Origin of the sequence: Streptomyces sp. NPDC091289 (assembly GCF_044757365.1) — a bacterium.
Classification (GTDB): domain Bacteria; phylum Actinomycetota; class Actinomycetes; order Streptomycetales; family Streptomycetaceae; genus Streptomyces.
This window is the reverse complement of record NZ_JBIVUT010000029.1, coordinates 71658-94311: the sequence shown is the minus strand read 5'-3', so window position 1 is coordinate 94311 and position 22654 is coordinate 71658. Positions and strand designations below refer to the sequence as shown.

Below are 22654 nucleotides of genomic sequence, written 5' to 3'. Positions count from 1 at the left end.
GGCCGTTCAGAAGTCTCAGAGGTTCTTGAGGATCTCCGTCGCGATGTCCATGTGCAGCCGGCGGGTGTGGTCGACCGTACGTACCGGGCCGGTCAGCGCGACCCGGGCCGTGAGGCGTGCGTCGGTGCTCGACGCGCTCAACCGCAGTTCGAGATCGCCCGGCTCGACGATCCGGTGGCCGTCGCGGCCCGTGAAGGACGCGAGGTCCGCCGGGACCGTCGCCCGTACCCTGGCCGCCCGTCCCGGGCCCAGGTCGAGACGTACGTACCCGATGAGCCGCTGCACCGGCTGGACCACGGAGGCGACCGGGTCGTGGAGGTAGACCTGAACCACTTCGGTTCCCTCCCGCGTTCCGGTGTTGCGGATGGTGCAGGAGATCGTGAACTCCCCTTCTGTCGTGGCCCGTCCGCGCTCCACGACGAGGTCGTCCCACGCGAAGGCGGTGTACGTCAGACCGTGGCCGAACCCGAAGGCCGGGGTCGGGTCGACACTGGACATGTCGCCGGCGTGGCCCAGCCGCGCCGCCAGGTAGGTGGAGGGCTGGGAGCCCGGGTGGCGCGGCACGCCGACGGGCAGTCGGCCGGACGGTGCGGTGCGGCCGCTGAGCACCGAGGCGATGGCCGTCGTTCCCTCTTCGCCGGGAAAGAACGACTGCACGATCGCGGCCGCCTCGTCCACCGCGCGCCCGAGGGCGTACGGGCGTCCGGCGAGCAGGGTGACGACGACGGGGGTGCCCGCGTCGAGGAGGGCGTCGAGCAGTTGCCGCTGGACACCGGGGAGGGCCAGGTCCTCCGCGTCACAGCCCTCCCCGCTCGTGCCACGCCCGAAGAGTCCGGCCCGGTCGCCGAGTGCGACGATCACGAGGTCGGCGCCCCGGGCCAGTTCGACGGCCTCGGCGAAGCCGCCGGTGTCCGTGCCGTCGATGTCCGCGCCCCGCGCGGTGACGAGCTCGCTGTGGGGGAACTCCGCCGCGCATGCCTCGCGCAGGGTGGGCAGGTCGATGCCGAGCGGGGTGTCGGGGTGCTGACCTCCGACGTGGACGGGGAAGGCGTAGCAGCCGAGGACGGCTGTCGGGGTGTCGGCGTTGGGTCCGATGAGGGCGATACGGGCCGGGGCCCCGGCGCCCGCCGCCAGGGGCAGGGTGCCGTCGTTGCGCAGGAGCACGACGGCCTGTTCGGCGACGCGGCGGGCGAGCGCGCGGTTCTCGTCGGTGTCGAGACGGACGGTCCCGCGCAGCGCCTCCGAATTCCCGCCCGCTGGGCCGTCCGCGTCCACGACTCCGGCGAGCACCGGGGGCTTCGGCCTCCAGTCCGCGTCCAGCAGCCCCAAGCGGGCTTTCTGGACGAGGACTCGGCGTACCGCACGGTCCACCAGCGCCTCGGGGACATGGCCGTGGGCGATCGCGTCGGTCAGCGGGGTGCCGAACGTCTTCACGGTCGGCAGCTCCACGTCCACGCCCGCACCGAGTGCGGCACCGGCCGCTTCCCCGAAGGTTCCCGCCACCCCGTGCAGCGTCTTCAGGAACGCGATGCCGAAGTAGTCCGCGACCACGGTCCCGTCGAACCCCCAGGTGTCCCGGAGCAGACCGGTCAGCAACCGTCCGTCGGCCGCGGAGGGGATGCCGTCGGTGTCGGTGTAGGCGTGCATGACGGACCGTACGCCGCTTTCGCGTACGGCCATCTCGAACGGGGTCAGGATGATGTCGGCCCGCTCCCGCGCCCCCATGCCGACGGGGGCGAGGTTGCGGCCCGCCCGGGAGGCGGAGTACCCGGCGAAGTGCTTGAGCGTGGCGACGACTCCGGCCGACTCCAGTCCCCGTACATAGGCGGTGGCGACGGTTCCCACCAGGTACGGGTCCTCGCCGATCGTCTCCTCGACGCGACCCCAGCGTGCGTCGCGTACGACGTCGAGGACCGGGGCGAGCCCTTGGTGCACGCCGACGGAGCGCATGTCGCGGCCGATCGCGGCGGCCATCTCACGGATCAGCTCCGGATGGAAGGTGGCGCCCCAGGACAGCGGCACCGGGTAGGCGGTCGCGCCCCAGGTGGCGAAGCCCGCGAGGCACTCCTCATGGGCGAGCGCCGGGATGCCGAAGCGGTTCGCTCCGGCGATCCGCTCCTGGGTGCGCGCCAGCGAGAGGGCGCCCACGGCCGGGTCGACCGGAGCCGTTCCGAACGGGCGGGTCAGCTGGCCGAGGCCGTGCGGAAGAAGGTCGTCGAGGGCGACGGCCTCCTCCATGTCGTGCTGGAACGGCGCGACTTCGGCGCCCTCGTCGGACGCGCCCACCCAGACGCCGACGAGCTGGGAGGTCTTCTCCCGGAGGGTCATGGCGGCGATCAGGGCGTCGGCCCTGGCCTCGGGGGTGAGGCCGGGATCGTGCCAGGGCCCGGTGCGGTGGGCCGTGGTCACACTGTCGGTGTTGGCGGTCACTTTCCTCCTACCCCCATGAGCCCCTGGACCAGGGCACGACGAGCGAACAGGTAGACGATCAGGATGGGGAGCATGGACAGGACGACCGCGGCGAGCAGGCCCGGGGTGTCGACGCCGTGTTCCGTCTGGAATTCGTAGAGCCCCAGGGTGATGACCTTGGTCTCCGCGGACTGCGTCAGCACGAGGGGGAAGAGGAAGCCGTTCCACGCCTGGAGGGCGGAGAAGACGACGATCGTCGCGAGCCCGCTCCTGGACAGCGGCAGCACCAGCTGGAAGAAGACGCGCCGGGACGAGGCGCCGTCCATCGTCATCGCCTCGTACAGATCGGGGGTGATGTCGCGCATCACCCCCGTGAGGATCAGGGCGCACACCGGCATGGCGAAGGCCGCCGTCGGCAGGATGACGCCGATGAGGTGGTCGTAGAGACCGGCCTCGCTGATGACGAAGAACATCGGGACGATGACCGCCTGCGAGGGGATCGCCAGGCCCAGGAGGAACAGCCGGAAGACCGTGGTGGTGGCCCGGCCCCGGCTCCTGACGATGGTGTACGCCAGCGGCGGGACGAGGAGGACGACGATGCCCACCACGCACACGGTGACGACGACCGTGTTGAGGAAGTACTGCGCGAAGCCGCTGTTGAGGTCCTTGATGTAGTTGTCGAGCGTGAGGTGTCCGGGGAAGGCCAGCGGGCCGTTCGCCGCGTAGTCGGGGCGCGACTGGAACGTGGCGATGAGCATCACGTACAGCGGCAGCCCCACCACGAGGAGCCAGACCACCGAGCCGAAGCCGGCGACGTAGTTGGGACGGCTCTTCCTCACAGTCCCTCCATGGTGCTGCGCATCTTGTCGTAGCCCGAGAGCCGCACCACGATCAGCGAGATGAGCGTGGAGACGAGGACCAGGAGGAGGGCGATGGCCGAGGCCGATCCGTAGTCGAAGCTCTTGAACGCCTTCTGGTACATGTAGTACGCGCTGATGGTGGTGTCGCTGCCCGGTCCGCCCTGGGTCAGGATGAGCACGGTGTCGAAGGTCGTGAGTCCGCCGACCACCATCAGGATCATCGAGGTGATGATCGCGTTGCGCAGTTGTGGCAGCGTGATGTGGAAGAACTGCCGCACCCGGCCCGCGCCGTCGATCTGCGCCGCCTGGTAGAGGACCTGCGGCACCGCGCGCGCCGCGCCCTGGTAGATCAGCGTGTGCAGGGGGGTGAACTGCCAGGTGCTGACGAAGACCAGAACGCCGATCGCGCTGGCCTGCATCCCGAAGAGGTTGCCGTCGCCGAACAGCCAGGTGGCCTGCGCGGGGACCCCGAGGTTGGGGTCGAGGAGAGCGCGCCACAGCACGGACACGGCCGCGATGGAGAGCAGCATCGGGACGAAGTAGATGGCGGAGAGGACGGCCCGGTTGCGCTGGTGCCCCGCCGCCCAGACCCCGAGCAGAATGCTCAGCGGGGTCTGGACGAGGACCCCGAGCAGGGTGAGCAGGACGCTCAGCCAGAGGCTCTTGATCATGACGGGGTCGTCGAGGAGCTTCTTCCAGTTGGCGAGGCCGACGAACTCCGGGTCGCTCAGCCCGTCCCAGGCGGCGAAGGAGAGTACGGCGACCATGATCAGCGGGACGATGGCGAAGAGGCCGAAGAAGACGGCGGCGGGGGCCGCCCAGAGGAATCCCGGGCGGCTCGCTCCGATGCCGGCCGGGCCACCCCTGCTGATGGTTCGATTCATGTCATGCGTTCCGGGTCCCGGTTTCGGTGGGCTCACGAGGTCGGCAGCGCCTGCATGGCCTCGATGAAGGCGTCCTCGTCCATCGAGCCGTTGAAGAACTGCTGGAGGGACTGGTACATCGCGGTGGCCGCCGACTGCGGGTACGCCTGGTCCCAGGAGAGCTGGAACGCCGGGGCCTCCTTGACCATGTCGTACTGGAACTTCGCGAACGCGGGGCTGGCGGCGGTGTCCAGGAGACCTTCGGTGTTGGTCGTGGTCGGCAGGTTGCCGATGGAGAGCTGCGCCTCGACGAACCGGTCCGAGTACATGAGTTTCAGGAACTCGGCGACGGCCTGCGGGTGCTTCGTCCTCTTCACGACGGAGTAGAAGTTGTTGGTGTTGCCGACGAGGTTCGCCCGGTCGCCCTTGCCGCCCTCGACGGCGGGGAAGGCGCTGTATCCGAGGTCGCTCTTCGCGAACTCGGGGTGTGCGTCCTGCTGGGTGGAGTACTCCCACGAGCCCATCAGTTCGAAGCCGGCCCTGCCGGTCGCCAGGAGCGTGGGGGAACCCTGGTCGGTGAACTTCACCGAGTCGTAGTTGGTGCCGAAGGCCCCGGCGTCCACCAGCTCCCTGATCATGCCCAGCGCCTTCCGGCTGTCCGGGCTCGCCCAGGCGTCCTTGTCGCCGTCCAGCGCCTTCTGGAAGAGCTCGGGCCCGGCGATGCGGTCGTAGAGGTACTCGAACCACATCAGCGTCGGCCACCGGTCGCCGCCGCCCAGCGCGATCGGGGTGACGCCGTCGGCCTTCAGCGCCTTGACCGCCGCCAGCAGGTCGTCCCAGGTCTCCGGGGGTTCGACGCCCGCCTTCTTCAGGACCTTGCCGTTGTTGAACAGCAGCACGGGCTGCGTGCCGCGCATGGGGATCCCGTAGGACGTGCCGTCGACCACCGCGCTGTTGAACACGGACGGCAGGAACTTCGCCCTGAGGTCCGGGTCCTTGTCGATGAAGGGGTCCAGCGGGAGCAGCAGACCGGCGTCGACGAACGGCTTGATGCTGCCGCCGCCCCAGTTGAAGAAGACGTCCGGCGCCTGCTTGCCGCGGATGATCGTCTGCAGTTTGGCCTGGTAGTCGGCGCCCGGGATCGTGTCCAGGACGGCCTTCACCTCCGATGTCCGGTTGAAGGTGGCGACGAGCTCCTTCTCCACCTTGTTCGCCGCGTCCCCGTAGACCAGGACGTGGATGGTGTCGTCGCCGGCCGCGTCGGAGCCTCCCCCGCACCCGGACAGGGACAGCACCAGGGCCAGCGCGGCACCACCGACGACAACGGTCCGCGAGAACCGTGCGCGTTGCTTCATCGACTCGCCTCTCGAAACTGTTTCGGAGCAATTGCCGAAACTTCTGAGTCGGGACGCTAGGACTCCCCCTCCAAGGGGTCAACCCTCGGTCACAGCGTTATCGAAACGTTACGTACGGTTGGGGGTCGAGCCGTGCTTTATGCTCCTCGGCATGCGCGATGACGAGGAAATGGGCCGCATCACCCTGGCCCAGGTGGCCGAACGGGCCGGCGTCTCCATTTCGACAGTTTCGAAGGTCCTCAACGGGCGGCAGGACGTGGCGGCCCCCACGCGGGTCAAGGTGGAGCGCCTGCTGGAGGCCCATGCCTACCGGCGCACCACTCGGTCGGCCCGCGAGGCGCCGCTCATCGAGATCGTGTTCCACGAGCTGGAGAGCATCTGGGCGATGGAGCTGATCCGGGGGGTGGAGAACGTCGCCAAGGCCCACAACGCCGGGGTCGTCCTCACCGAGAGCGGAACCCGCCACGCGCCAGGACCGGAGTGGATGGAGGCGATGCTCCAGCGTCGGCCGCTCGGTGTCGTGCTGGTCTTCTCCACCCTGCCCGGCGCAGTGAAACAGCAGCTCAGGGCGCGTTCGATCCCGTTCGTCATCATCGACCCGGCGGGCGACCCCGACCCCGACGTGCCCTCGGTCGGCTCCGCCAACTGGAACGGCGGACTGGCCGCCACCCGGCATCTCATCGAGCGCGGGCACCGGCGCATCGGGATCGTCACCGGACCCGAGGACATGCTCTGCTCCCGCGCCCGGCTCGACGGCTACCGGTCGGCGATGACCATGGCGGGGCTGGAGGTGGACCCCGGGCTCATCCTGTTCGGCGACTTCCACGTGGAGGGCGGATACGACCGCGCCACCGAGATGCTGTCCCGGCCCCAGCGGCCCACCGCGATCTTCGCGGGCAGCGACCTCCAGGCACTCGGCGTGCTGGAAGCCGCCCGGGTGCACGGCCTGCGCGTCCCCGACGATCTCTCGGTGGTCGGCTACGACGACGTATCGATCGCCCGCTGGGCGAGCCCGGCACTGACCACGGTCCACCAGCCGCTGCGTCAGATGGCGGAGGAGGCCACGCAGATGCTGATGCGGCTCCGGGCCGAGGAGCCGGTCTCCACCCGGCTGGAGCTGGCGACGAGCCTGGTCGTACGCAAGAGCACGGCGCCGCCGCCCGAGAGCTGATCGCCTTGGGGGCACGGGGCACCGGGGGCACGGGGGGGCGCGGGGGGCACGGGGGGCACGGGGGGCACGGGGGGCACGGGGGGCACGGGGGGCACGGGGGGGCAATACCAGTGCGGCCGACGTGGGGCAGAGGCGAGGCCGTGGCCTGATTCCGGCCACACCCGGCCCTTACACCGCCTTGTGTACTCTCAAATACAGGATGCCCCGGCGCATGGCTGCTCTTCCCTGGCCTTGGGGAGAAGTACTGGCGTCCGCGCCGAGTTTGTGACGCGTGCTGAATCCCAGTGCTGTGCCAGCACCGTGGGGAACCGGTCTGTTGGACGCCCGCCTCGGCGGCGTAGCAGATTCCATCCCCCCTACCGCCCCGACCCGACTCGTGGTGCGACGTGCCGTTGTGACGTCGTCCACGCGCGGGCCGGCGCCGGAAGCCGAGGCATCATGCCGACCACTCGTCCCCCTTCGACGACCGTCTGTCCCCGATCTGTTCGCGAGCGACAGGACCGACGATGACCACAGGCACCACGCAATACGCGAGCGACACCGCACCGACGCGGGAACGACGGGCTGGCAGCGACTTCTCGCGCCTGTCCAAGCAGATCAAGGACGCCGGGCTGCTGCGGCGCCGCCCCTTCTACTACGGCGTGCGCATGGCGCTGGTGACCGCGGCGTACGCGTTCGGCTGGCTGGCCTTCGTGGCTGTCGGCGACAGTTGGTGGACGCTGCTCGCCGCTGTGTTCCTCGCCGCGGTCTTCGGGCAGGTCGCGCTCGTCGCGCACGACGTCGGTCACCGCCAGGTGTTCCGGCGCAGCCGGTCGAGCGCGCTGATCGGGCGGATCGCCGCCAATACGGGGATCGGCATGGGGTACGGCTGGTGGCAGGACAAGCACTCACGCCACCACGCGAACCCCAACCACGAAGAGCTCGACCCGGACGTGGCGCCCGACATCCTGGTCTGGAGTCAGGCCCAGGCCCGCAAGGCCACCGGTCTGCCCCGCGTGCTCGGCAAGGTGCAGGCGTACCTGTTCTTCCCGCTGCTGACGCTGGAGGGCTTCAACCTGCACGTCGCGGGGGTGCGAGCGCTGGCGGACCGTGGCCTCAAACAGCGCCGGATCGAAGGAACTCTTCTCGTCACTCACTTCGTCCTGTACCTCGGCGCGCTGTTTCTCGTCCTGTCCCCGGGGAAGGCCGTGGTGTTCCTCGTCGTGCACCAGTGCCTGTTCGGGGTCTACCTGGGAGCCATCTTCGCCCCGAACCACAAGGGAATGCCGACGCTCACCGGCGGCGAGCGGCCCGACTTCCTGCGCCGACAGGTCCTCACTTCCCGCAACGTGCGCGGAAACTGGTTCACGGACGTGGTGCTGGGCGGACTGAACTACCAGATCGAGCACCACCTGTTCCCGAGCATGCCCTCGCCGAATCTGCGCAAGGCACAGCTCCTCGTACACCGTTACTGCGACGAGCTGGGCGTGGCCTACCTACAGACCTCGCTCATCGCCTCCTACGGACAGGCGCTCAGGAGCCTGCACCAGGCAAGCAGCCCACTGCGGCAGCAGTCGCGTCCCGTCTGACGCCAGCGACGCCGCGCTCCGGCGCCAGTGACACCGAAGGTGCGACCGCCCCCCTGACGAGGCGGTCGCAGACGGCCTCCGATGCCTCTCCGGCTCAATCCGAAGTCACACGGGCGGAAGGCCTGGGTCAGCAGGTCGTCCATCGCGTGGCGGATGTACGCCGGCCGCTCCCCCACCATCCGCGCCGTCCGGTGAGAGCCGCCGTGTGATCCGGTCGAACAGCTCCGTCAGCGGCTCGCCGACATCCCGGCCGAACTCGGTCAGCCCGTAGGTGACCTGGGGCGGCGCCGTCGGCTCGACCTCCCGCCAGACCAGGCCGTCCTGGACCAGCGCCCGCAGGGTCTGGGCGAGCATCTTCTCGCTGACACCCTGGATGCTCTCGCGCAGCTCGTAGAACCGGAGAGCATTGCTCCGCAACGAGATCAGCACCCAGATGCCCCACCTGCTGGTCACATGGTCGACCACATCGCGCGCGGGGCAGTCGGTGTGAAACACGTCATACCGCTCCCCCGTCCCGGCCTGCCTGGTCTGCACACCTTCCGTCATGTCATGAGCTTACCTCTAGGTATGTCCTTACCAAAAGTTAGCCCACATGCCTAGCGTGCGGGCCACAGAGACATCCGAGAAGGAGCTGATCATGATCGTAGTGACCGGGGCTACCGGGAATGTGGGCCGTCCGCTGACGCAGGCGCTGGCTGAGGCGGGCCGGCAAGTGACGGCAGTATCACGGCACAAGGCGGCGGTGCCGGACGGCGTCCGTCATGTGGCGGCCGACCTGGCCGAGCCGGCCGGCCTCAAGCCCGCACTGGACGGGGCGGAGGCGCTGTTCCTGCTGCTGTCCGGCGACCTGCACGCGGCTGGTGCCAACCCTGCCGACATCATCGACGAAGCTGCGGCCAGCGGCGTCCGCCGGGTCGTCCTGCTCTCCACGCTGGGCGTGGTGACCAGGCCCTCCGGCCGAACGCGGATCGCGATGCGCGCCCTGGAGGACACGTTGCGGGAGTCCGGCCTGGAGTGGGCCGTCCTGCGGCCGGGCGGATTCGCCTCCAACGCCCTGTGGTGGGCCGAGTCCGTCCGCACGCAGCGGGTCGTCGCCGCGCCCTTCGGCGACATCGGGGTGCCGGTCGTCGACCCGGCGGACATCGCCGCGGTCGCGGCGGCCTGCCTGCTGGAGGACCGGCACAACGGCGGCGTCTACGAGCTGACCGGCCCGGAGGTGATCACTCCGCGCCAGCAGGCGGAGGCCATCGCCACCGCGCTGGGCTCACCGGTGAGGTTTCACGAACTCACCCGCGAAGAGGCCGAGACCGCCATGACCCGGAGCATGCCGGCGGAGCTCGCCAACGACACTCTGGACATCCTCGGCTCCCCCAGCGCCGCCGAACTGCGCGTCAGCCCGGACATCCGGCAGGTCCTCGGCCACGCCCCGCGCCCCTTCGCCGACTGGGCCGCCCGGAATGTCGCCGCGTTCCGCTGAGACCGGTCAGCACAGTCGGGCCGGAACCGGCGGCCGCCCCTGCGGCGAATCGACGTACAGCCGACCCCGTCGACCGTCGGCAGGCACAGGGTTGACCGGATTGGGACCCCTCCCACCGTCGCCGTGATGGCAAAGAGCGACGGCATCTCCACCGGGGTCCAGCCTCTGTCGTCCCACCGCCGCGTTGCGCAATCCTTCCGTCGACGTCCGCGGCCTGGAGGCGGGTGCGCACGGTGGTCTATGGGCCACCGTATGCGCCGCCGGCCGGTCACTGCTCCCGGTCCTGGTCCCGGCCCCGGTTCCGGTCCCGGTCCCGGTCAACCAGCTCGCAACGCCGGGCGTACATCTCCACCCCGGCCGCCCGCGCCGGCCGCTCCACCCGCCAGGTGGCCGCCGGCTCGGTGCGCCGGTTGCGGGCCCCGAAGAACCGCACCTCGACGGAGTACAACCGTGCCGGGCCGGCCTCGCTCAGCACACCCCGCGACGCGCCCTCACCCCGGGCGAACGCGGTCACGACCGGCCGGCCCTGCTCCACGAGCACCAGCACACGCTGGTCGTAACGAATCCCCGGCATCAGCTCCCCCATGCACCGGGCTCCGAAGGTACAGCGGCCAACGATGTGACGGTCAGGGTGGAAGGAAGCCGCTCCTGCGAGGGGACGGACGTGAAGGCATGTCACCGGAGGACAGCGGCAGCCACCACGCACCCCAGACGAAGGATCAGCTGTCCTTGTACGGCCGCTGTCTGGCCGCTGTCTGGCCGCTGTCTGGCCGCAAGCGTCTGACGGCCGGGGTACCGCGCAGCATGACTCAACCATTCCCGTGGTGACCCGCGCGATTCAGGTACTGGCGTCCCCCTGGGCGGGGCTTCAGTGGAGGCGGCCTGCCTGGCCTGGGCGTCACGCACCGCTCCGAGGTCGCCAAGAGCCTGTCCGCCGACCAGCGGCCGCACGGTCCGCAGGGGCAACCCGGCTTCGCTCCGCACCCCTGGCCGGCTATCCCGGCGAACAGCCCGCGCTGCTGTCCCACACCGCACTCGGCGGCCACCCACCCATCACCCGCGTCAACAACCCTGCGGGGCAATACACCTAGCCCCACCGAAGAGGCGTGATCACCCCACAGTGAGGCCCCGAGTGGTTCACGGCTCAGAGCTCGGGCATCACCGGCTCTTGCGGGGGCCGGGAATCTTCGGCAGCAGCTCCCACAGAGGCTGTCCACCGCTCGCCCAGGCCGCAAGGGTCCGCCGGTCGGCCAGGTGCATCTGCAGCTGAGCGGCCAAGGGTGCGCAACGCGCGGAGAACCGGCCGTTCGTGACGACGAGGACGATGTCCGCGCCGTGGAGCTGACGGGCGGTCCCGTTGACCCGCTGCAGGTCCGGGGTGCCGACCGCCGACCCGCCGTCCCCGGCCGCTCGGTGCTTGCACTGGATGACCCAGGTCCGGCCCATGGGGTCGGTGGCCTGGACGTCGGCGCCGTTGTCGCCGGCCCCGCCGATCTGCCGGGCGTCGGCGCATCCGTCACGGCGCATCAGGTCACGGATGGCGTACTCGAAGTCCCGGTGATGCAGGGCATCCAGCTGCGGCAGCGCGTAGCGCAGGGCCTGCTGCTGTACCCGCTCCCACGTCTGTTGCTGCTGGAACCGGTGGAACCGCCAGGCCCCGCCCACCGCGGCGCACGCTCCCAGCACGACGAGCACCCACCAGTTCGTCGCCAGCCAGGTGAGCACCGCCGACACCACCGCTATGGCCATGACCCCGCCCACGACGAGGAGCAGCAGGTCTTCCTGCCGCCGTCGTCTGCTGCGCCGCCGCTTCCGCTGCCGCCGCGCCGGCACCCGCCGCGCAGTCACCGTCCGGCCCCGGGCGAGGAGAAGCGGATCGGGTACGACACCGTCGGCTTCGGTAACGGACGCTGCTTCTCCCACTGCGGGAACTTGACCGGATACGCCCCGGGCGTTGGCCGAGGGTCCGGCTTTCCGTCAGGCCCTGCTGACGGGCTCCCGTTCCCGCCGGCGAGGACGACGAACCCGACGAGCACGATCACCGCCATGTTCTGACGCGCCCCGGGCGCCCACCTGGAGTGCCCCTTGACCTGCGTCCCGTCCGCCCGTTTGTACGGCCTGACCCATACCACCCGCGACCCCCTCGAACTGATCCACAACGACCGTTCATCGTCGCACCGGGCCTTGACGCCGCATCAGGAAAGCGAGACCGGAGACCGGAAACAGGCAGACGAATCAAGCCGCTTTTGAACTGCAACCCGATTTGTGAGCAACCGAGTTGGGGATCCCCTGTCAGTGGTGGCCCTAGCGTGGATGGGCGCCGGGGTCTCCCGGCCCTGGCCCTCTCCCGCGAGGAAACTTCACCATGACCCACGTCCGCGCACACCGCCGTGCAGACGGCACTTACGTCAAGGCCCACAACCGCCGTACCCGCCCCGGATCCGGTGCCACGAACCCCGCACCGCGCCGCGCAGGAGCCCGCCCCGGCAGGGCTCGCACCGTCCCCTCCCCCCGTCGGCCCGACCACCCGCGTACGCCGCTACCAGCGAGCAGACGGCACCAGCGTCCGCAGCCACCACCGGGTTCTGCCCCCGGGCGCAGCCGTCGCCGGATCCGGGATCGGCGGGCTGCTGCTCTTCTTACTCGTCCTCGCCGCGCTCGCAGGCGGGGGAGGCGGCCAGAGCACGCCGGGGGACGGCGCAGCCACGTCGAATCCGCCCACCGTGTCTCCCGCCGCCAGCAGGTAGCCCGGAGAGCCGCTGCTCCGGGCCGCGCACGATGAAGGGCCCAGCTGCCGAGGCTGGGCCCTTGCCGGCCTTCTGGCAAACCGCGCGATCTGCGCGAGAGACCCCCAACCTGTGGGCTCCAACCCGCCCTGCACAGCCCGCATGACCTGGAGAGAACGCCTGGTCTCCTTGGGAGTCCTCTGGGACTTTCCTGGGCTTTCAGCTGCGTCAAGGGGCACGAGCGTGAAGCAGCGGAAAGGCCATTTCCGTAGGTCAGGCGCCCTTCGCGACCGGTTCGAGGATCGCCACGCACTCCACGTGGTGCGTCATCGGAAACAGGTCGAACGCCCGCAGCGTCCGCACCTTGTACCCGCCGTCCCGGAAGTACGCCAGGTCCCGTGCCAGCGCCGCCGGGTCGCACGCCACGTAGGCGATCTTGCGTGCGCCCAGCCCCGAGAGGTGCTTGACGACCTGCTTGCCCGCGCCCGCTCGCGGCGGGTCCAGGACGATCAGGTCGCACTCCGTGATGCCCGTGCGGGGCAGGACCTGGTCGACCTTGCCGTGTTCGATGCGGACCCGGTCGAGGTCCTGGAGGTTGTGGCGGGCGTCCTCGACCGCGCGCTTGCCGGACTCGATCCCGAGCACCGCGCCCTTCTCGCCGATGCGCTGGCCGATGGCGCCGGCGAACAGGCCGACGCCGCAGTAGAGGTCGAGGGCGGTGTCGTTCTTGCGGGGCAGCAGGCCCTGCATGACCGCGCGGACCAGGGTGTTGGCCGCCTGCGGGTGGACCTGCCAGAAGCCGCCGGAGCCGACGCGGTAGGTGCGGTCGTCGGCGCGTTCGCGGACGAAGGCGCGGCCGTGGACCCGGTGGACGCCGCCGTCGTGCTCCTCGACGCGGAGGACCGAGACCGGCTTGTCGAGTTCGACCAGGGGCAAGCGGCCGCCGGGCTTCGGGGTGAGGATGACCTGGCGGTCGTTCGAGCCGGTGGCGGTGATGGCCTCCACCGCGGCGATCTGGGGCCACTCACGCTTCTCGACGCCGAGCTCGGAGACCCCCGGCGCGGCGATCAGGCAGTGGTCGATCGGCTGGACGTCGTGCGAGCGGTGCTTCCGCAGGCCCGCGCGGCCCTCCGCGTCGACGGCGTACTGCACGCGGGTGCGCCAGGCCGGCACCTCGCCCGCGGGGAGCTTGTCGCCCTCGGCCGGCATGACCGTGCCGTCCCAGCCGGCCTCCTCGGGGGTCAGGCCCGCCAGCCGCTGGAGCTGCTCGGCGATCACCTCGCCCTTGAGGCGGCGCTGGGCGCCGGGCTTGGCGTGCTGCCAGTCGCAGCCGCCGCACATGCCGGGACCGGCGTACGGGCAGGGCGCCTCGACCCGGTCCTTGGACGGCTCGATGATCCGTACCGCGTCGGCCCGCAGGAAGCGGGAGTCCGCGTCGCCGTCGGTGACCCTGGCGACGATCTTCTCGCCGGGGAGCGTGTGGCGGACGAAGAGCACCTGGTTCTCGGCGGTGCGGGCGATGCAGTGACCGCCGTGTGCGACGGGCCCGACCTCGACCTCGTACTCCTCCCCGACCAGCGACGACGTGGGTTCGTTCTGCATGAGGGGAGGCTCCAGGGAGGAAGGGGAAAGGCGGGTGCCCGCGCGGCCGGACAACAGCCCACCAGTCTACGTGGATGCCGTCAGGGGTGCTTACCACGAGACACCCGTCACCTCTTGCGGTTCGGCTCCTTGTGGCCGCGCTCCACCGGGCCCCGGCGGACCGACCCCGGAGCGCTCCAGTCCGCGCGCCTGCGGGCCCGCTTCTTCGCGGCCTCGGAGGACTGGAGCTGGTACGGGACCGAGGTCACCATGACGCCGGGGGTGAAGAGCAGCCGGCCCTTGAGGCGCAGGGCGCTCTGGTTGTGCAGCAGGTGCTCGTACCAGTGGCCGACCACGTACTCGGGGATGTAGACGCTGATCACATCGCGCGGGCTCCGGCGGCGCAGGCCCTTGACGTACTCGATGACCGGGCGGGTCACCTCGCGGTACGGCGAGTCGAGGATCTTGAGCGGGACGTTGATGCCGCGCCGCTCCCAGTCCTCGCGCAGCGCCTTCGTCTCGGCCGGGTCGACGCTGATGGAGAGCGCCTCCAGGTGGTCGGTGCGGATCAGTTTCGCGTAGGCGAGGGCGCGCAGCGTGGGGCGGTGGAGCTTGGAGACCAGCACGATCGCGTGGACGCGGGAGGGGCGCAGGGTCTCGTCGACGGGGGCCTCGTCGGCGGCGATCTCGGCGGCGACCCGGTCGTAGTGCTTCCGGATCGCGGTCATGGTGCCGTAGAAGATGACCATGCCGAGCAGGGCCACCCAGGCGCCGTGGGTGAACTTGGTGGCCAGGACCACGACGAGGACCAGGCCGGTGAAGGTCGCGCCGAAGGCGTTGATGGCGCGGGAGCGGACCATGTGGCGGCGCTTGGCCGGGTCCCGTTCGCCGGCCAGCAGACGGTTCCAGTGCCGGACCATGCCGGTCTGGCTGAGGGTGAAGGAGACGAACACCCCGACGATGTAGAGCTGGATCAGGTGCGTGGTGTCGGCGTCGTAGATCCAGACGAGCAGGATGGCGGCCCCGGCCAGCAGGACGATGCCGTTGGAGAACGCGAGGCGGTCGCCGCGGGTGTGCAGCTGGCGCGGCAGGTAGCGGTCCTGGGCGAGGATCGACCCGAGCAGCGGGAAGCCGTTGTACGCGGTGTTCGCGGCCAGGAAGAGGACGAGCGCGGTCGCGGTGGCGAGGACCATGAAGAGGAACGATCCGTGGCCGAAGACCGCCTCGGCGACCTGGGAGATCACCGGGTCCTGGACGAAGTCGGCGCCGACCGGGGAGCCGTCGCGGATGAGGTCCACGGCCGGGTTCTCGGCCATCTTGACGTCGGTGGCCATGGCCAGGCCGATGATCCCGCAGAACATGGTGACGGCGAGCAGGCCCATCGCGGCGAGTGTGGCCGCGGCGTTCTTGCTCTTGGGCTTGCGAAAGGCGGGGACTCCGTTGCTGATCGCCTCGACCCCGGTGAGGGCGGCGCAGCCGGAGGAGAAGGCCCGCAGGAGGAGGAAGACGAGCGCGAAGCCGGCCAGCCCCTCGTGCTCGGGCTTGATCTCGAAGTCGGAGGTGGGGGCGTGCATCGTGTCGCCGAGAACCAGCCCCCGGAACGCGCCCCAGAGGATCATCCCGAAGACACCGGCCACGAAGAGGTACGTGGGGACGGCGAAGAGCTTCCCGGACTCCCTGACGCCCCGCAGGTTCATCAGGGTGAGCAGGACGATGGCGCCGATGGCGCAGAGCGTCTTGTGCTCGATGACGAACGGGATCGCGGAGCCGAGGTTCTCGACGCCGGAGGAGATCGACACGGCGACGGTGAGGACGTAGTCGACGAGCAGGGCGCTGGCGACGGTCAGTCCGGCCTTCGGGCCGAGGTTGGTGGTCGCGACCTCGTAGTCGCCGCCGCCGCTCGGGTAGGCGCGGACGTTCTGCCGGTAGGAGGCGACGACCGTGAACATGAGGACGACGACCGCGAGGGCGATCCAGGGGCTGAAGTGGTAGGCCGACACCCCCGCGATGGACAGCACGAGGAGGACTTCTCCGGGTGCGTACGCCACCGAGGACAACGGGTCGGACGCGAAGACGGGGAGCGCGATGCGCTTGGGGAGGAGGGTCTCCCCGAGCTTGTCGCTGCGCAGCGCCCGGCCGATCAGGATCCGTTTGGGCAGGTCGGTCAGTTTGGACACGGTGAGGATCGTAAGCGGAGCCCGTGGCCGAAACGCACGCCCTTTCGACGTGGCCCCGCAATCTCCTGCGGTCGGCGGAGAAGGCCTCGCCATTCCTTAACGCGATCCTTGCGCCGGTCCGGACCGTTTTGCTTTTCCTTTACCGGGGTGCGCGAGGATACGGACACGCGGATGAGGCAGGGCCTCCCCCGGCGCATAAGCTCGACTCCGGGCCACACCGCGGGTGTGTGCCCCGTTGTTTGCCCAGCAAGCTGAGAGAGAAGTGTGAGCAGCGTGTTTTCGCAGGTCAGCCGGATGACCAGGACGGCGGGGTAGGCGCACAGTGCACATCGTCATCATGGGCTGCGGGCGCGTCGGAGCCGCTCTCGCACAGACCCTGGAACAGCAGGGGCACACCGTCGCGGTGATCGACCAGGACCCCACCGCGTTCCGTCGCCTCGGGTCCGGATTCGGCGGTCGCCGGGTCACCGGGGTCGGCTTCGACCAGGACACCCTCCGCGAGGCGGGGATCGAGGACGCCGGGGCGTTCGCCGCGGTCAGCAGCGGCGACAACTCCAACATCATCGCGGCCCGGGTGGCCCGCGAGATGTTCTCCATCGAGAACGTCGCGGCGCGGATCTACGACCCGAAGCGCGCCGAGGTCTACCAGCGCCTGGGCATCCCCACCGTGGCGACGGTGCGCTGGACGGCGGACCAGATGCTGCGGCGGCTGCTGCCGTCGGGCGCCGAGCCGCTGTGGCGTGACCCGAGCGGTGGTGTGCAGCTCGCGGAGGTGCACACGACGCCGTCGTGGATCGGCCACCGGATCAGCACGCTCCAGGAGGAGACGGGGGTCCGTGTGGCCTTCCTCACCCGGTTGGGCGAGGCCATACTGCCGACCTCGCAGACCGTCCTCCAGGAGGGCGACCTGGTCCACGTGATGATGCGTACGGACGAGATCGCCAAGGTCGAAGAGGCCTTCGCCGAGGGTCCCGAGGAGGACGGTCACTGATGCGTGTGTCGATTGCCGGGGCGGGCGCGGTGGGCCGTTCCATCGCCGCCGAGCTGCTGGAGAACGGGCACGAGGTGCTGCTGATCGACAAGGCGCCGAGCGCCATCTCGGTGGAGCGGGTGCCGATGGCCGAGTGGCTGCTCGCGGACGCCTGTGAGATCACGTCGCTGGACGAGGCGGCGCTGCAGCGGTGCAACGTGGTGATCGCCGCGACCGGGGACGACAAGGTCAATCTGGTCGTCTCGCTGCTCGCCAAGACCGAGTACGGCGTGCCGCGCGTGGTGGCCCGGGTGAACAACCCGAAGAACGAGTGGCTGTTCAACGAGTCCTGGGGCGTGGACGTCGCCGTCTCGACGCCGCGTCTGATGTCGGCGCTGGTCGAGGAGGCGGTGAGCGTCGGCGATCTGGTCCGGCTGCTGCGCTTCAGCCACGGCGACGCCAACCTGGTGGAGCTGACCCTGCCGCCGGAGTCGGCGCTCGCCGGCATCCGGGTCGGGGATGTGGCCTGGCCCGAGGACACCTCGCTGGTGACGATCATCCGGGGCACCCGGGTGCTGACGCCGAGCCCGGAGGAGTCCCTGGAGGCCGGTGACGAACTGCTGTTCGTGGCCGCCCAGGCGCGCGAGGAGCAGTTGGAGGATCTGTTGTCGGTGCGACGCGATCCGTCGGAGAGCTGACCACCGGAACGACCGAGGAGGCCCGGGACCGCTGAGCGGTTCCGGGCCTCCTCGTGTGATGCTACGGGATCCTCAGGTGGTGCTACGGGATCAGGCGTCCGGGTTGCGGAGCGCGGCGGCGGCCTGTGCCTTGCGCTCCTTCTCGGCCTCTTCCTCGGCCTCCATCTCGGCGAAGACATCGATGGGGGCCGGCGCCTTCGCGAGGAAGACCCAGGTCAGATAGACCGCGAGCAGGAACGGCGGGATCTTCAGCGAGACCAGTACCCAGCCCAGCTGGGTGGTGTCGGCCCACCAGTAGAGCGGGAAGAGGATCGCGCACTTGGCCAGCAGGATCAGGCCCCAGGCGTAGCTGGCCTGGGTGTACGCCTTCTTCCGGCCGGGGTTACGCGTCCGCCAGGAGAGGTTCTCCTTGAAGACCGGGCCGAGGATCAGGCCGATCAGCGGCACCCCGGCGATCGCGGTGCCGAGGTAGGCGACCGCGAGGCCCAGGGTGTAGAGCATGCCCGGCAGGTAGAAGTCCTTGGCGTTGCCCGTCATCATCGCGAAGACGACGCCGAAGGCCACCCCGAAGACGCCGCTGAAGGCGTGCTTGACGGTGTCCCGGCGGATCAGCCGTACGGCGACGAGGGCCAGGGACACGGCCAGGGCCGCGATGGCCGAGACCTGCAGGTTCTTGTTGATGGTGAAGATCGTGACGAAGAGCAGCCCGGGCAGGACTGTCTCCACCATGCCGCGCACGCCGCCGAAGGCCTCGAAGAGGGCGGCCTCGGTGACGGCCTTCGCCTCGGCGTCCTGCTGGGCGGCGTGCCTCCCGCCGGTGTGCTGCGGGTCGGTGCGGTGGGGCTGGTCCGTGTCGGACGTCGGCTTGTCGAGAGACGTCACCGGCTACTCCTTGCCGAGCGGTCGGAGTTCGTATGTGGGGTTGAACAGCACCCGGCGGCCGTGGCTCATGGCGACCCGCCCCGAGGCGAAGATCCTGCGGCCGGGCTCTATGCCGACGATGGAGCGACGGCCGAGCCAGACCACGTCCAGCGGTTCGGTTCCGTCGAAGAGCTCCGCCTCCAGGGCGGGCACTCCGGCCCGGGGACGGAGGGTGACGGTCCGCAACGTACCAGCCACCTTCACGATCTGCCGGTCGGAGCACTCGGAGATCCGGGTGCATCCGGTGGCCTGCGCGTCGTCCCGCAGCTCCTGGGACTCCAGGTCCTCCTGGGAACTGGAGAGCCGGTCGAGCATACGGCGGAAGCGCCCGGAAGGCCGCGCCGCCTTCCCGGCCTTCCCGGCTTTCTCGGATCGGGAAACAGCACTCATACCCGAAGCGTACCGGTCCTGGGGGCTGCGCACGGAGGCCCGGGGCGACCACTCGAAAGGGTGAGCCGGCGCATCTCAGCCGCGCTCGAAGCGGTAGCCCATGCCCGGTTCGGTGACGAAGTACCGGGGGTGCGAGGGATCCGTCTCCAGCTTGCGGCGCAACTGGGCCATGTAGACCCGCAGATAGTTGGTCTCGGTGCCGTAGGAGGGGCCCCAGACCTCCTGGAGGAGCTGTTTCTGGCTGACCAGGCGGCCGCCGTTGCGGACGAGGACCTCCAGCAGGTGCCATTCGGTGGGGGTGAGCCGTACGTCGCGGCCCGCCCGGTGCACCTTCTTCGCCGCCAGGTCGACGGTGAAGCCGGCCGTCTCGACGAGGGCGACGTCCTCGGTGCCGGCCTCCTGGCCGACCGGTTCCGCGCGGCGTACGGAGGCGCGCAGCCGGGCCAGCAGCTCGTCCATGCCGAAGGGCTTGGTGACGTAGTCGTCGGCCCCCGCGTCCAGGGCCTCCACCTTCTCGTCGGAGGTGTGGCGCGCGGAGAGGACGAGGATCGGGACCCGGGTCCAGCCGCGCAGGCCCTTGATCACCTCGACCCCGTCCATGTCGGGCAGCCCGAGGTCGAGGAGGACCACGTCGGGGTGGCGGGCGGCGGCGAGCTGGAGGGCGGTCGCCCCGTCGGGCGCGGCGTCGACCTCGTACTGCCGGGCCTTCAGGTTGATCACGAGGGCGCGGACGATCTGCGGCTCGTCGTCGACCACAAGCACCCTGGTCATCGGGGACCTGCCTTTCTGTCGTATCTGTCGTACGGGGAGGAGGAGGGATGCGTGCGGGTGCGGGTCACGAGGTGACCTGGGCCGGGAGCTCGGCGTCGGCCCGGACGCCGCCCGGCGCCGCGGCCAGCGTCAGGACCATGGTCAGCCCGCCGCCCGGGGTGTCCTCGGCGTCCAGCGTGCCGCCCATGGCCTCGGTGAAGCCCCGGGAGACGGCGAGGCCGAGACCCACGCCGGCGCCGCGCGGGGCGTCCCCGTACCGCTGGAAGGGTTCGAAGATCCGCTCCTTGGCCTCGTCGGGGACGCCCCGGCCCCGGTCCACGACCCGCAGTTCGACCCGGCCGCCGAGCGCGCTGGCGGCCACGGCGACGGGCTCCGGGCCGGGGTTGTACTTGACGGCGTTCTCCACGATGTTGGCGACGACCCGCTCCAGGAGCCCGGGGTCGACGGCGACCATCGGCAGCGTCTCGGGGATGTCGAGGTCGACGCTGCCCTCCGGGACGCCGCCGAGCGCCATGGGGACCACCTCGTCGAGGTCGATCTCGCGGATCAGGGGGGTCACGGTGCCGGTCTGGAGGCGGGACATGTCCAGCAGGTTGCCGACGAGGTGGTCCAGCCGGTCGGCGCCGTCCTCGATGCCTTCCAGGAGCTCCGCCTCGTCCGCCTCGGACCAGGCGACGTCGTCGGAGCGCAGCGAGCTGACGGCGGCCTTGATCGCGGCCAGCGGGGTGCGCAGGTCGTGGCTGACGGCGGCCAGCAGGGCGGTCCTGATCCGGTTGCCCTCGGCGAGCCTGCGGGCCTCCTCGGCCTCCCAGACCAGCCGCTGGCGGTCCAGGACGACGGCGGCCTGCGCGGCGAACGCGCCGAGCACCCGGCGGTCCTCGGCGGGCAGCACCCGGCCGGACAGCGCGAGGGCCATGTTGTCGCCGACCGGCATGTCCACGTCGGCGTCGTCGGGGCGGGCGACCGGGGCCGGTCCGACGGATCCGGCGCAGGTCCACGGCTCCACGTCGCTGCTGCGCTCCAGCAGGGCGACGGACTCCATGGCGAAGGTCTCCCGGACCCTCTCCAGCAGGGCGTCCAGGGCGGTCTCGCCGCGCAGCACGCTGCCCGCGAGGAAGGAGAGGATCTCCGACTCGGCGCGCAGCCGGGCGGCCTGGTGGGTGCGCCGGGCCGCGAGGTCGACCACGGAGGAGACCGCCACCGCCACCGCGAAGAAGATCACGATGGCGACGAAGTTCTCCGGGTCCTGGACGGTCAGGGTGTGGGTGGGCGGGGTGAACCAGTAGTTCAGGAGCATGGAGCCGGCGGCGGCGGAGGCCAGCGCGGGTCGCAGCCCGCCGAGCAGGGCCGCGGCCACCGTCAAGAAGAGGAAGAGCAGGACGTCGTTGGCGAGGCCGGGGGCGTCCTCCATGCCGCGCAGCGCCACCGCGAGCAGGACGGAGCCGACGACGCCGACGAGCCAGCCCCAGATGATCCGGGCGCGGCCGAGCCGGGCGCCGCGGGCGATGGGCAGGCCGCGGCCCTTGGCGACCTCCTCGTGCGTGACGATGTGGACGTCGAGGTCGGGGCCCGACTCGCGGGCGACGGTCGCGCCGACCCCGGGGCCGTAGATGTACTGCCAGGTCTTGCGGCGGCTGGAGCCCAGCACGATCTGCGTGGAGTTGACGCCGCGGGCGAACTCCAGCAGGGCCGCGGGTATGTCGTCGCCGATGACGTGGTGGAAGGTGCCGCCGAGGTCCTCGACCAGGGTGCGCTGGACGGCCAGCTCCTTCGGTGACGCGGAGGTCAGGCCGTCGCTGCGGGCGATGTAGACGGCGAGGATCTCGCTGCCGGAGCCCTTGGCCGCCATCCGGGAGGCGCGGCGGATGAGGGTGCGGCCCTCGGGCCCGCCGGTCAGCCCGACGACGATGCGTTCGCGGGCCTGCCAGGGGGTGCGGATGTTGTGCTCGCCCCGGTACTGCTGGAGGTACTCGTCGACCCGGTCGGCCACCCAGAGCAGGGCCAGCTCGCGCAGGGCGGTGAGGTTGCCGGGGCGGAAGTAGTTCGAGAGGGCCGCGTCCATCTTGTCGGGCTGGTAGATGTTGCCGTGCGCCATCCGGCGGCGCAGCGCCTGGGGCGACATGTCGACCAGCTCGATCTGGTCGGCCCGGCGGACCACCTCGTCGGGCACGGTCTCGCTCTGCCGGACGCCGGTGATCGACTCGACGACGTCGCCGAGCGACTCCAGGTGCTGGATGTTGACCGTGGATATGACGTCGATCCCGGCCTTGAGGAGTTCCTCGACGTCCTGCCAGCGCTTGGCGTTGCGGGAGCCGGGGACGTTGGTGTGGGCCAGCTCGTCCACCAGGGCCACGGCCGGGGCGCGCTCCAGGACGGCTTCGACGTCCATCTCGGTGAGGACGGCCGAGCGGTAGCTGATCTCGCTGCGCCGGATCTGTTCCAGGCCGTGCAGCAGCGCCTCGGTGCGCGGCCGGGCGTGGTGCTCCACGAAGGCCACCACGCAGTCGGTGCCGCGCTCGACCCTGCGGTGGGCCTCGGAGAGCATCGCGTACGTCTTGCCGACGCCCGGTGCCGCGCCCAGGTAGATCCGGAGTATGCCGCGTCCCATGGCCCCATTGTCTTCTTCCGTCCGGCGGCGTCCTGTCGACGGCCGGTGGCGCCCGGTGCGGCTGCCGCCCTCGACGCTACTCCGCCGGGGGCCGTGCTCGACGCCCGCG

At 70.6% G+C, this 22654-nt stretch carries 18 protein-coding genes; 5 read left to right on the top strand and 13 right to left on the bottom strand.

Annotation, left to right across the window (positions count from 1 at the left end; translation table 11 throughout):
* Window positions 1–15: 15 nt before the first annotated feature.
* Genes ACIQPT_RS32155 through ACIQPT_RS32140 form a run of 4 tightly spaced genes read right to left on the bottom strand, consistent with a single transcriptional unit; the run spans window position 16 to window position 5487 of the window.
* Entirely contained in the window at window positions 16–2430 is a 2415-nt protein-coding gene (locus ACIQPT_RS32155; protein ID WP_401161048.1) for a glycoside hydrolase family 3 N-terminal domain-containing protein, read from the bottom strand.
* Window positions 2427–3248, bottom strand: coding sequence for a carbohydrate ABC transporter permease (locus ACIQPT_RS32150; protein ID WP_401161046.1), 822 nt, complete (start codon window positions 3246–3248; stop codon window positions 2427–2429). Before ACIQPT_RS32150 ends, ACIQPT_RS32155 begins: the two co-directional genes overlap by 4 nt.
* Complete coding sequence (locus ACIQPT_RS32145) at window positions 3245–4153, bottom strand: carbohydrate ABC transporter permease (protein ID WP_401161045.1); 909 nt, start codon at window positions 4151–4153, stop codon at window positions 3245–3247. Before ACIQPT_RS32145 ends, ACIQPT_RS32150 begins: the two co-directional genes overlap by 4 nt.
* 32 nt (window positions 4154–4185) lie before the next feature.
* The gene (locus tag ACIQPT_RS32140; protein WP_401161043.1) at window positions 4186–5487 is read right to left on the bottom strand and encodes an ABC transporter substrate-binding protein; all 1302 of its coding nucleotides are present in this window, start codon (window positions 5485–5487) and stop codon (window positions 4186–4188) included.
* A 139-nt stretch (window positions 5488–5626) separates the two neighbouring features.
* Here ACIQPT_RS32140 and ACIQPT_RS32135 point away from each other — a divergent pair, with 139 nt between their 5' ends.
* Entirely contained in the window at window positions 5627–6658 is a 1032-nt protein-coding gene (locus tag ACIQPT_RS32135; protein WP_401161041.1) for a LacI family DNA-binding transcriptional regulator, read from the top strand.
* A 506-nt stretch (window positions 6659–7164) separates the two neighbouring features.
* Window positions 7165–8226 carry a fatty acid desaturase family protein gene (locus ACIQPT_RS32130; RefSeq protein WP_401161039.1) on the top strand — a complete coding sequence of 354 codons (1062 nt, stop codon included), beginning with the start codon at window positions 7165–7167 and terminating at the stop codon, window positions 8224–8226.
* A gap of 105 nt (window positions 8227–8331) precedes the next feature.
* Here ACIQPT_RS32130 and ACIQPT_RS32125 read toward each other — a convergent pair whose 3' ends face one another.
* Complete coding sequence (locus ACIQPT_RS32125; protein ID WP_401161037.1) at window positions 8332–8772, bottom strand: winged helix-turn-helix transcriptional regulator; 441 nt, start codon at window positions 8770–8772, stop codon at window positions 8332–8334.
* Window positions 8773–8863: 91 nt separating this feature from the next.
* Here ACIQPT_RS32125 and ACIQPT_RS32120 point away from each other — a divergent pair, with 91 nt between their 5' ends.
* On the top strand, window positions 8864–9703 hold the full coding sequence (locus tag ACIQPT_RS32120) for an SDR family oxidoreductase (protein WP_401161035.1): 840 nt from the start codon (window positions 8864–8866) through the stop codon (window positions 9701–9703).
* A gap of 268 nt (window positions 9704–9971) precedes the next feature.
* Here ACIQPT_RS32120 and ACIQPT_RS32115 read toward each other — a convergent pair whose 3' ends face one another.
* The 4 genes from ACIQPT_RS32115 to ACIQPT_RS32100 all read right to left on the bottom strand — a co-directional run bounded on the left by ACIQPT_RS32115 (window position 9972) and on the right by ACIQPT_RS32100 (window position 16187).
* Entirely contained in the window at window positions 9972–10289 is a 318-nt protein-coding gene (locus ACIQPT_RS32115; protein WP_401161033.1) for a hypothetical protein, read from the bottom strand.
* A gap of 572 nt (window positions 10290–10861) precedes the next feature.
* Window positions 10862–11551: a restriction endonuclease gene (locus tag ACIQPT_RS32110; RefSeq protein WP_401161031.1), complete on the bottom strand. Its 690-nt coding sequence runs from the start codon at window positions 11549–11551 to the stop codon at window positions 10862–10864.
* A gap of 1151 nt (window positions 11552–12702) precedes the next feature.
* The gene (locus tag ACIQPT_RS32105) at window positions 12703–14031 is read right to left on the bottom strand and encodes a class I SAM-dependent RNA methyltransferase (protein ID WP_401161030.1); all 1329 of its coding nucleotides are present in this window, start codon (window positions 14029–14031) and stop codon (window positions 12703–12705) included.
* Between the two features lie 107 nt (window positions 14032–14138).
* Window positions 14139–16187, bottom strand: coding sequence for an APC family permease (locus ACIQPT_RS32100; protein WP_401161028.1), 2049 nt, complete (start codon window positions 16185–16187; stop codon window positions 14139–14141).
* A 322-nt stretch (window positions 16188–16509) separates the two neighbouring features.
* Between ACIQPT_RS32100 and ACIQPT_RS32095 the strand changes: the two genes are divergently transcribed.
* Entirely contained in the window at window positions 16510–17178 is a 669-nt protein-coding gene (locus ACIQPT_RS32095) for a potassium channel family protein (RefSeq protein WP_401161027.1), read from the top strand.
* Window positions 17178–17855: a potassium channel family protein gene (locus ACIQPT_RS32090; RefSeq protein ID WP_401161025.1), complete on the top strand. Its 678-nt coding sequence runs from the start codon at window positions 17178–17180 to the stop codon at window positions 17853–17855. Before ACIQPT_RS32095 ends, ACIQPT_RS32090 begins: the two co-directional genes overlap by 1 nt.
* Window positions 17856–17945: 90 nt before the next feature.
* On the opposite strand, the gene ACIQPT_RS32085 is transcribed toward ACIQPT_RS32090, so the two are convergent.
* The 4 genes from ACIQPT_RS32085 to ACIQPT_RS32070 form a co-directional block, all read right to left on the bottom strand.
* Entirely contained in the window at window positions 17946–18737 is a 792-nt protein-coding gene (locus ACIQPT_RS32085) for a DUF3159 domain-containing protein (RefSeq protein ID WP_401161023.1), read from the bottom strand.
* A gap of 3 nt (window positions 18738–18740) precedes the next feature.
* Window positions 18741–19166, bottom strand: a complete 426-nt coding sequence (locus ACIQPT_RS32080) for an OB-fold nucleic acid binding domain-containing protein (protein WP_401161021.1) — start codon at window positions 19164–19166, stop codon at window positions 18741–18743.
* A 75-nt stretch (window positions 19167–19241) separates the two neighbouring features.
* The gene (locus ACIQPT_RS32075; protein ID WP_401161019.1) at window positions 19242–19937 is read right to left on the bottom strand and encodes a response regulator; all 696 of its coding nucleotides are present in this window, start codon (window positions 19935–19937) and stop codon (window positions 19242–19244) included.
* Window positions 19938–20001: 64 nt separating this feature from the next.
* The gene (locus ACIQPT_RS32070) at window positions 20002–22545 is read right to left on the bottom strand and encodes a DUF4118 domain-containing protein (protein ID WP_401161017.1); all 2544 of its coding nucleotides are present in this window, start codon (window positions 22543–22545) and stop codon (window positions 20002–20004) included.
* Between the last annotated feature and the right edge of the window lie 109 nt (window positions 22546–22654).